We start from the raw sequence: 4,678 nt of genomic DNA on the forward strand, positions 1-4,678 counted from the left end.
TGTCGTTGTGTCTGCGTCTCGTTATTGCGATCACCAACTACGAACGAGGAGATAATCCGGGAAGCACGATCATCACGGTGTGACAAGAGTTCTATGACACCCTCGAGCAAGTATGTCGAGTAATCTACGAGGTTCTCCCGTTATATGCGAAGCTGGCTGGAGTGGGAGAAATCGAAGGGATTCCCGAATTTGAGCCAGACAAAGACATAAATATCTATCAGGTTTGTGGCACGGAAATCGAACCTCATTCGGATAAATCAACTGCCAATGTCAGCGACGTTGAGCTAACCATCGAATCGATCGCATCCTACTCCTCATTGCTGGACGCAGAGAACATTCGAACGACCATTGATACGCTGAGCGAGCAAGGAGCATCACGAAAAGAAGCCCTCCGGCACGTCCGACAGTATGCCGTCGATATGCAGCATGGCGAGGGCCTCTATGCAGTGGAGGGGCTAGGGCCGGTTACCGGTCACTCACTTGCAAAATCCGGAATAACTGATCTTGAAGACCTACTGGAGATCTCGATCTCTGATCTTGAAGCGATTGACAGAGTGCGAGATAGCCAGGTAAAGAAGATATTGGAGAATGCCAGAGACATGGACTCAACGTCGACGGCAGTTTCTTCTGATGACTCGAGATCGACCAGCGATACAGATCTCTCATCGGCAACTGTAACGGACGAACAAGAAAACGATAACACGTCGGCCCAACCAGACGGCACGACCGATAGTTCCACACGACAGTCCGGTAACAACCTCCCAAATTTCACCTACAAAGGAGAGGAACTCCAAGCAAACCAACTGTCAGAATACTATGAGGCAATCCGGTGTGTTCGGAAAGTCGTAGAGACAGTTATGCAACTTAAGGGGACCGACATTGATCCCGAGGATCTGACCGATCCACGGGTTCAGTACTACGTGATACTCGACGCCTGCATTGGACTGGAGTATCCGGAAGTTATGTTCACAGGCTACGGCAAACAGCATCAGGATCGGCTGCCGTTCGGTATCAAGGAATATCGGCACGCGTTCGGCAACGTTGAATGGGTAACGGACTATCATGCGATTGCCGTCGAACCATATTGTGACGAGACGCAATCCTGGCTTGCCGAACATACATGGCTGGAAGATGTCCAGCAGTTGGTGAGGCCCTGTAGCCCTGAAGACGATTGTCCGCTGCCCGAGATGGTCGGATCCCTTGATGATCTCCGCCACGCACTCGCTATCCTAGACACTTTACCTGCCTATCCACCATTGCCAACCGAGACGGGCACGACTGACCGGACGATACCAATCGAGAGCCTGTATCAGGACTTGTTTGCCGACGTAGCCGATGATCACCTGGTTGACGTCGAGATGCTCTCGGGTCCGGGCCAGGCAACAGGTGACCCAATTACAGGACCCGTTGCCGAGGCGACACCCACGTCGCAGACCGACGCGGAGTCGTTCCTCCTCGATTATGGGAAGTTAACACATCTATTCCAGCGAGTCAAACCAACTGCTGTGTCACCGGTCCGGCAACAGCTACCGGTGTTTGCGCTCGACTGGTACCGACCGAATTCAGGATCATTCGACGAACTACAGGCTCTTGCGAAGCACGGGCGTGATGAACCAATAGCCACGTTCCGACCGCGGCTTCAGGACATGATTCATCGTCGGTTTCTAAGTGACCGCTGGAATTATGACTATATCACTGTCTTTCCGGGACACGAAGCGGGGCAACTCAGTCCACAACTGGTCGAACTTGCACAGGATGGTGTTATCGAAACTTCAATCATTTATACGCCGCTACTTGAGCGGACAGAAACTACGGAGCGCCAACGGGAGAAATCACAGGAAGAAAGAAAAGATGTGGCAAAGCACCCAGAAACGACGCTTCGCTCGCGTGCCACCCTCGATGGCGAAACCGTGATTCTTTTCGACGACATCTGCACCACCGGGAGCTCGTTGTTGGCAGGTTCCCACCTACTACGTGAGGCAGGGGCAGGCCGCGTTATCGGACTAACTCTCGGGTTCACCCCCGGTGGGTCGGAGACCAAGGTGAAAGAAATCAAAAAGCCCGATGCTTTTGCGTCAGATATCATTGCAGGACTTGAATAATGAACGACGACGACCTCGCTACCCTCCTCGCACTCACCGAACTCCAGGGTATCGGCGACGCGCGTGCGCTTGAGTTGTTTCGAGCGTTCGAGACGGGAGCGGAACTTCAGACCAGTCCACAGGAAGCTTTCGAAAAGTTCCACTACGTAGACACAGACACGTGCGAGAAGTTACAGCAACTGGAACCGACCGTCGACGAGTACCGCCAGCAGTTCCGGCAGTACAGGTCGGAAGGAATAGAGGTCATCGGAATCGACGACGATCGCTATCCACAAACTCTCCGAACCTACCATGCGCCACTGGTCCTCTACGCGAAAGGTAATCTTGACCGGTTGGGCTGTCAGACCGTGAGTGTGTCTGGCTCTCGCAGAATCAACGAGGTAGGCCAAAAATGGATCCGAAATATCGCTCGTGAAATGGCTGGAGAGGGCTATACGATCGTCAGTGGAGGTGCCCGCGGGACTGACACGGCAGCCCACGAAGGGGCCCTCGATGTGAACGGTGCCACAATCGTCGTGCTTGGAACAGGCGTTAACGTTCCTTATCCCGAAGAAAATGCAGATCTCTTTTCTAACATCGTCGATGCAGATGGACTCCTGCTCTCACACCGACCTCCCGAGGCAGAACCAGCCCGCTATGCATTCCCAGAACGCAACCAGACACTCTCCGCACTAAGCCCGGGAATAGTTATCGTGGCAACCGATGGATCTGGGGGTACGACAGCCCAATACGAAATTGCCCTCGATCAGGAACGGCGGGTCTTTGTTCCGGAGGCTAGCCTGGATATCCAGCCTAACGAGGGACTGAAGGAACTGAGAAGCTCCGAATCGACAACGGTGGTTTCGTCAGCAGCCGCAATAGAAGCGGAGATTACAGAATCTCCACCACATGATCACCGAGAGTCAGCCAGCGAAGAAGACTCTACGAACGGAGACAACCAAACCTCGCTGGATAAGTGGAACAATTGATTCCTCCGCAGTGCCGCAGAAGCGGAAATCAAGTGAATTGCTCTAATTCTGATAGTTCTACACTTCCATCGGGCTGTCGGATTAGCGAGAATAAACTATCGGGTGTTTCGACGAAGACAGTCTCACCGCCATCTGAGTCGAGGGTATTTCGGATTACGTTCTGACAGAAGACGTTTCCTTTCTGGAGCGGTTCGTGCTGACGAGTATGTCCAACAACCTGTGCTGGCGCATCTCTGGGTAAGTGTGAAAGGTCAAGCCACACGAGGCCAGCACCGGGACCTTTGAGATGGCTATTACCCACACCGAGTTCGCGTGAATGTTCGTCAAGTATGCGTTTTTGTAGCAGCCGATCGTCCGGTGTCGATATAGCATCGCGTAATTTCCGTGCGGCTTCGCAGAGCGAATCGTTTACTGCAGCTACGTTATAATCATCTGGCGAACCTGCATGTACGTACGTCACGTTGTAGCCGCGATACGCTGTAACGACGTGCCCGGCCAAAATCTGTTCCAAAAATACCCGCCTGTCTGCTGTATCAACCTGTCCCGAGTACCAATTGTTGAAGCCAAAGTGCGTGGGTGAGAGCATAATTGCCTCGTGATTCCCAAGCGTGACACGAATACGGCCCGGCGGTGCCTCTCTAATTAATCGACCAACGAGTTCGAGGACTTCCCTGTTCGCGGGGCCTCGATCGATGAGATCTCCATTGAAAACAAGCACATAATTTTCCCCCGCCCAGTGTAGGTTGCCCTCCGTGTCGAGAGTTACAACGGGATCGAACGCGGGATGGTCTGCAAGCGTTAGCAGTGCACTCTGGGCGGGGTCAAGGTAGCCGTGGATATCGCTGATGCTTACAATCGTCGGTGGACTTGTCTCGTTTCTGGTGAGCCCTTTGACCGTGTCGCGATTTGGTTTAGAGACTGTGATTTGACTCGGCGTCTGTAGCGGCATCTAGTGAGGGTTATAACCACTCATTGGTAGCCCTTCTGATGCGAAAACAGACATCATGAATTAATGGTCACATCCTCATCAAGCTGCAGTTGCAGTCGCTTGTATTCTGGATCGTCAGCTTCATTCTGGGGTTCACGATACTGGACACCGCAGTTCTCGAAGGTCACCTTTTCACCACTTTGATTTAGTTCTTCGATGCGTTGGTTTTGCTCTTTGCTTGCGTCGTAGAGATTAAGATCAATTAATCCGCGACCATCCCAGTCGACCGTTGCAAAGTTCTCGGTGAACTTCGCATCGACAGATCCAGTAACTGTCTTTCGGCATTCATAATCCGTTTCGATCTCCTCAAGTTCATCATCCGAAAGCGGTCGGTGATGCTCACATAGCTGATCGGGGAGTTCCTCAATGAAGACTGATTCCGCACCTTGTACTGTCACTACGTCGAGTCGGGTTTCCGCCCGTGTCAGGGCGACATAAAAGAGTCGGCGTTCCTCCTCCAATTGATACGCTACTCCCTTCTCCTCGTAGATCTCGGGTGGTTGTTTGACTGGATCGTACGTGTTTACCCCGATGACGCAACAGCGGGTACAGCCTGAGCTCGTGAGATCATCTCGTTGTTTCGAGCGATTCGCTTGAATTCTTCGTAAGGATTGCGTCCC

Annotated in this window: 4 protein-coding genes; 2 read left to right on the forward strand and 2 right to left on the reverse strand. The window is 52.6% G+C overall.

The window, feature by feature from the left end; all coding sequences use genetic code 11:
• Positions 1 to 161: 161 nt before the first annotated feature.
• Together N5098_RS17655 and N5098_RS15210 are read left to right on the forward strand one after the other, a co-directional pair.
• Positions 162 to 2,102: a phosphoribosyltransferase family protein gene (locus N5098_RS17655; RefSeq protein WP_267638736.1), complete on the forward strand. Its 1,941-nt coding sequence runs from the start codon at positions 162 to 164 to the stop codon at positions 2,100 to 2,102.
• A complete protein-coding gene (locus tag N5098_RS15210) occupies positions 2,102 to 3,070 on the forward strand; it encodes a DNA-processing protein DprA (RefSeq protein WP_267638737.1) in 969 nt (322 codons plus the stop codon). The genes N5098_RS17655 and N5098_RS15210 overlap by 1 nt, the downstream gene beginning before the upstream one ends.
• 28 nt (positions 3,071 to 3,098) lie before the next feature.
• On the opposite strand, the gene N5098_RS15215 is transcribed toward N5098_RS15210, so the two are convergent.
• Entirely contained in the window at positions 3,099 to 4,019 is a 921-nt protein-coding gene (locus N5098_RS15215) for a metallophosphoesterase (protein WP_267638738.1), read from the reverse strand.
• Positions 4,020 to 4,072: 53 nt separating this feature from the next.
• On the reverse strand, positions 4,073 to 4,591 hold the full coding sequence (locus tag N5098_RS15220) for a 3'-5' exonuclease (protein ID WP_368408032.1): 519 nt from the start codon (positions 4,589 to 4,591) through the stop codon (positions 4,073 to 4,075).
• Between the last annotated feature and the right edge of the window lie 87 nt (positions 4,592 to 4,678).

This window comes from Halovenus rubra (assembly GCF_026586665.1).
Classification (GTDB): Archaea; Halobacteriota; Halobacteria; order Halobacteriales; family Haloarculaceae; genus Halovenus; species Halovenus rubra.

Bases quoted from the DNA above. Each gene is read 5' to 3' on its own strand.
- N5098_RS15215 (WP_267638738.1), bottom strand. From the start codon at position 4,019: ATGCCGCTACAGACGCCGAGTCAAATCACAGTCTCTAAACCAAATCGC.
- N5098_RS15210 (WP_267638737.1), top strand. From the start codon at position 2,102: ATGAACGACGACGACCTCGCTACCCTCCTCGCACTCACCGAACTCCAG.